The following is a 4,515-nucleotide window of genomic DNA, read 5'->3' as shown; positions in this document are numbered from 1 at the left end:
GCCGGAGCTGCCCCCCGGACTGCAGACGCTGAATGCCTCTAACACCCAACTGACCAGCCTGCCGGAAAGCATCGCCCGTTTGTCCCCTGAAGCAAGGGTAACTCTGCAGAATAATCACCTGTCAGAGCATACGATCCAGGCATTGCGTGACATGACCAATGCGTCCGACTATCAGGGGCCCCGGATAGATTTTGATATGGGCGCCTCTTCAGTACCTCTGGAAACCAGAGCCCTGCACTTGGCGGTGGCTGACTGGCTGACGCCAGCGACAGAGGGCGAGGCGGCTTCCGCTGACAGATGGCAGTCCATCGGGAAGGAAGAGGATGCCGCCGCCTTCAGCAGTTTCCTCGACCAGCTAAAAGCGACGCAAAATAATCAGGCTGCCGATTTTCGCCGGCAGATAGCCACCTGGCTCACCCAGCTGGAGCAGGATGATGAGCTAAGAGCCAAAACCTTTGCCATGGCGACAGAATCAACGTCAAGCTGTGAGGACAGGGTCACACTGGCGATGAACAATATGAAGAGCGTGCAACTGATCCATAATGCTGAAAAAGGGAAATTCGACAACGATATCCAGGGGTTAGTGTCGGTAAGTCGTGAAATGTTCCGCTTGGAACAACTGGAGCTGATTGCCCGTGAGAAGATAAAAACGCTACGCGATGAGGTCTATGGAGGCGATGAAGATAAAGTCGATGAGATTGAGGTTTTTCTGGGCTATCAAAACAAACTGAAAAAATCACTTGAGCTGAGCGGAGCCACCGAAGAGATGCGATTTTTTGGCGTATCCCACATTACCGAGTCAGACCTTCAAGCTGCCGAAATTCAGGTAAAGACCGCCGAGAACAGCCAGTTCGGGGAGTGGATACTGCAGTGGGAACCGTTGCACAACGTACTGATACGTAAAGAGGCGGAAGACTGGAAAGCGCTCATTAACAAGAAAATTGAGGATTATGAGCGTGAATACCAGGCGTTATATGACACAGAGCTGGAACCGGCAGGTCTGGGCGGTGACCTAGAGGCTGAACGAACTATCGGTGCAAGAGCGATGGCGAGCGCAGAAAAAGCATTTCAGCAAGGCCTACGCCCGCTGGCAGAGCAGTTGCTGGCCGGGCATCTGGGGCCCCGGTGGTCGTTAGCTGAGTACTCTGTATATCACTCCCTGGCGTGAACGTGCGGTAACCATGAGCGGTGGCCGGAATTTTCCCGGCCGCCGGGCGGCGTTGGCCAAGCGCCCGCGCGTCGGTCGTCACCCTACACTTTTTGCATGAAAAAAATCTGCCGGGGTGGGTCAGGTCAGTCCACGTTCGGCAGTTGTGAGTCCATAATCACCGACCGCGCCAGCATCACGTTCATGCAGGCGATGCCAATAGCGTAGGGTGTCGATGCTACAGCCGATCTTAGGGGCAATGGATTTGATAGCAGCAGGTTCAGAAGAGTAACTATCCCGCTGCGCTCTCGGCATTCTGACTGCCCGCGCACGGAGTTCGGGGGAGTCACCCCGGGATGATTTCGCGGTCCTGGCGGATCGCCTTTCACTGAAAGTGTCGTCTCCCAGAAATCCGCTACGGTTCAGCAAAGATCAGCGTAAAGTCGAAAGGTCAAAAAGAGCCTTCACGTACAATGCTTTTCAATACCCAAACTGCCCCCTTTAAGGAAAGCCATTCGTTCGGACAGGCGGTATTTATCCACTGAATTAATGGGAAAATTTCACTATGCCACTTTATGTCGGAACCGGATGTTTCCCCGCCACCATCAGTAATAATCGCATTAGTCGCATCGCCAGCGCTAATACCCCACCGGAAATGAGTATATGGGAGAAGATTAAGGCGTTTTTCTGCTCAACGCATCAATCTGAAGCCCTAAGCTGCATCCGGGAAATTTGCCATCCGCCAGCCGGAACCACGCGGGAGGCGATAGCAGGTAGATTTGAGCAGCTCAGGACGCTCGCCTCTCCGGGATATAGGGAGAATATCCGGTCTGGTCTCGATAGAGAGAACCGCTTCTGTATCCGGGATAAAGACGGACGGGAAATATTATCAGTCACCATTGATGCCGATACGTATACCGTTGTCTATCCGGATGGCGAGATAACACATGACCTCAGCCAGCCCGCACCACAAGGCGCTGAGGGGCTCCTGATATCATCGGCTTCCGCCACCGCGGGTCCACAGACAGAGGACGAGTATGAGGCTGCGTGGGCAGAATGGGTAAGGGCTGCGCCGCCAGCAGAGACAGCAGACCGTGCCAATACAGTGCAGCAGCTACGTCACTGCATGGAGCATGACGCCCGGCTGGATGTCTCTGGCACCCGACTGAGCAGCCTGCCGCCGCTGCCCAACGGACTGCAGTGGCTGAATGTCTCTCTCACTTCACTGACCAAACTGCCGCCGCTGCCCTCCGGACTGCAGTGGCTGGATGCCTCCCGCTCTTCACTAACCAAACTGCCGCCACTACCCTCCGGACTGCAGACACTGAATGTCTCTCGCTCCTCACTGATCGGCCTGCCACTGTTGCCCGACGGATTACAGAGGCTGAATATCGCTGGCACCTCACTGACCGGCCTGCCGCATCTGCCCTGTGGGCTGAAGATGCTGAATGTCTCTAACACCTCACTGAGCCGCCTGACGCATCTGCCCTCCGGAGTGCAGTGGCTGGACGTCTCTCGCACTTCACTGACCAGCCTGCCGCAGTTGCCCCCCGGACTGCAGACGCTGAATGCCTCTAACACCCAACTGACCAGCCTGCCGGAAAGCATCGCCCGTTTGTCCCCTGAAGCAAGGGTAACTCTGCAGAATAATCACCTGTCAGAGCATACGATCCAGGCATTGCGTGACATGACCAACGGGACCGACTATCAGGGGCCCCGGATAGATTTTGATATGGGCGCCTCTTCAGTACCTCTGGAACCCAGAGCCCTGCACTTGGCGGTGGCTGACTGGCTGACGCCAGCGGAAGCGGAAGCGGGCGAGGCGACTTCTGCTGACAGATGGCTGGCCATCGGGAATGAAGAGGATGCCGCCGCCTTCAGCAGTTTCCTCGACCGGCTGCAAGAGACGAAAAATAATCTGGCAGCCGATTTTCACGTGCAGATAACCACCTGGCTCACCCAACTGGCGCAGGATGAGGGGCTAAGAGCCAAAATCTTCGCCATGGCGATGGAGTCAACCTCAAGCTGTGAGGACAGGGTCACACTGGCGATGAACAATATGAAGAGCGTACAACTGGTACATAATGCTGAAAAAGGGGAGTTCGACAGCGATATCCCGGGGCTGGTGTCGGTGGGGCGTGAAATGTTCCGCCTGGAGCAACTGGAGCTGATTGCCCGTGATAAGGTAAAAACGCTACGCGCTGAGACCTATGAGGACGATAACGTCGATGAGATTGAGGTCTTTCTGGGCTATCAGAACCAACTGAAAAAATCACTTGAGCTGAGCGGCACCACCGAAGCAATGCAATATTTTGACGAATCCAAAATTACAGAATCAGACCTTCAGACTGCTGAAATTCAGGTGAAGAGCGCCGAGAACAGCCAGTTCGGGGAGTGGATACTGCAGTGGGAACCGTTGCACAACGTACTGATACGTAAAGAGGCGGAAGACTGGAAAGCGCTCATTAACAAGAAAATTGAGGATTATGAGCGTGAATACCAGACGTTATATGACACAGAGCTGGAACCGGCAGGTCTGCTCGGTGACATAGAGGCTGAACGAACTATCGGTGCAAGAGCGATGGCGAGCGCAGAAAAAGCATTTCAGCAAGGCCTACGCCCGCTGGCAGAGCAGTTGCTGGCCGGGCATCTGGGGCCCCGCTGGTCGTTAGCTGAGTCCTCTGTATATCATTCTCTGGCGTGAACGAGCGGTAACCGTGAGCGGTGGCCGGAATGTTTCCGGCCGCCGGGCGGCGTTGGACAAGCGCCCGCGCGTCAGTCACCCCACACTTTTTGCATGCAAAAAAATCTGCCGGGTGGCGGGGACCCTCGCCCTGACCCGATGTTCTGTATACTGCCAAGGTTTGGCGGCTCAACAAAACATACCCTGTCCCTGAGTGGGTGGTTTTCCCGGTGCGTAGAAACGCAGGTGGTGGATTGCAAAGGGGCACCCTGTGGCCCGACGATTGTGTAACGGGGATTTTCCCCGTGTATACAATTAGTAACGGCCCTCCCCTTTGGGAAATATATCTACAGACACACCAGCCAAAATCAGGCGTTGAACCGCACCACGCTTGCTGTGTGAACCGTACCGGTTTTGTGGGAGAGCGTTAAGTCCGGGAGCTCAGGCTGCCATAACGCTGTTTCCGATGGCAGCATAATACGCTGTTTCGGCTTCAGCCGGGGGGATATGACCGACCCGTTCCAGTAACCGACGATTGTTGTACCAGTCCTCCCACGCCAGTGTGGCCCGCTCTGCCTCTGAAGAGTTTTCCCGCGCTGTCGGTGTATCATCTCCGCTTTGTACAGACCGTTGATACTTTCGGCCATGGCATTATCGTAAGCGTCACCCATGCTGCCTGTTGAGA

2 protein-coding genes and 2 pseudogenes are annotated in these 4,515 nt (G+C 55.3%); 2 read left to right on the top strand and 2 right to left on the bottom strand.

Features of this window, described 5'->3' with window-relative positions; all coding sequences use genetic code 11:
* The coding region (locus EIEH_RS15935) for an NEL-type E3 ubiquitin ligase domain-containing protein (protein WP_035610281.1) at positions 1-1,168 on the top strand (1,168 nt) is incomplete at its 5' end.
* A gap of 132 nt (positions 1,169-1,300) precedes the next feature.
* Here EIEH_RS15935 and EIEH_RS19885 read toward each other — a convergent pair.
* A pseudogene (locus EIEH_RS19885) lies at positions 1,301-1,462 on the bottom strand (IS3 family transposase); the annotation flags it as partial.
* 250 nt (positions 1,463-1,712) lie between these two features.
* Here EIEH_RS19885 and EIEH_RS15930 point away from each other — a divergent pair.
* Positions 1,713-3,851, top strand: a complete 2,139-nt coding sequence (locus EIEH_RS15930; RefSeq protein ID WP_035610278.1) for an NEL-type E3 ubiquitin ligase domain-containing protein — start codon at positions 1,713-1,715, stop codon at positions 3,849-3,851.
* 420 nt (positions 3,852-4,271) lie between these two features.
* Here the strand turns inward: EIEH_RS15930 and EIEH_RS15925 are convergent.
* A pseudogene (locus EIEH_RS15925) lies at positions 4,272-4,515 on the bottom strand (integrase core domain-containing protein); the annotation flags it as partial.

It is taken from the genome of Edwardsiella ictaluri ATCC 33202 (assembly GCF_000264785.1).
Lineage (GTDB): Bacteria > Pseudomonadota > Gammaproteobacteria > Enterobacterales > Enterobacteriaceae > Edwardsiella > Edwardsiella ictaluri.
This window is presented reverse-complemented; position numbering and strand designations above follow the sequence as displayed.